General features: G+C 63.3%; 1 protein-coding gene. It reads left to right on the forward strand.

Annotation, left to right across the window (positions count from 1 at the left end):
* On the forward strand, nucleotides 1–403 hold a 403-nt coding region (locus DDR33_RS26320; protein ID WP_238387959.1), incomplete at both ends, for a DUF6443 domain-containing protein.

The following is a 403-nucleotide window of genomic DNA, read 5'->3' on the forward strand; positions in this document are numbered from 1 at the left end:
TAAGCACCGATCAGAACTACATCCTCACCTATACCCCCCGCGAGCCCTTTGCCGCCGGCACCGACCTGTCCGCCAAAAAGACCTGCGAAGTCATGATGAACGTCCAGTACTTCGACGGCCTGGGGCGCCCCCTTCAGAACGTGCAGGTCAAAGGCAGCCCCCAGGCCACCCGCGACCTGGTCACCCCCTTCGAATACGACCCCTTCGGCCGCGAAGCAAAAAAATACCTGCCCTATGCCGACCCCAGCACCAACGGCAGCTATAAAGCCGGGGCCTTAACCCCGGGCAGCGGCATCATGGCCTTCTATAACCCATCCGGCAGCGAAGCGCAGCTGCCCACCGGCGTCCCCCGTATCCCGTCCCCCTTTGCCGAGACCCGCTTTGAAGCCTCCCCGCTCAACCG

The sequence above is a fragment of the Pararcticibacter amylolyticus genome (assembly GCF_003130405.1).
Taxonomy (GTDB): domain Bacteria; phylum Bacteroidota; class Bacteroidia; order Sphingobacteriales; family Sphingobacteriaceae; genus Arcticibacter; species Arcticibacter amylolyticus.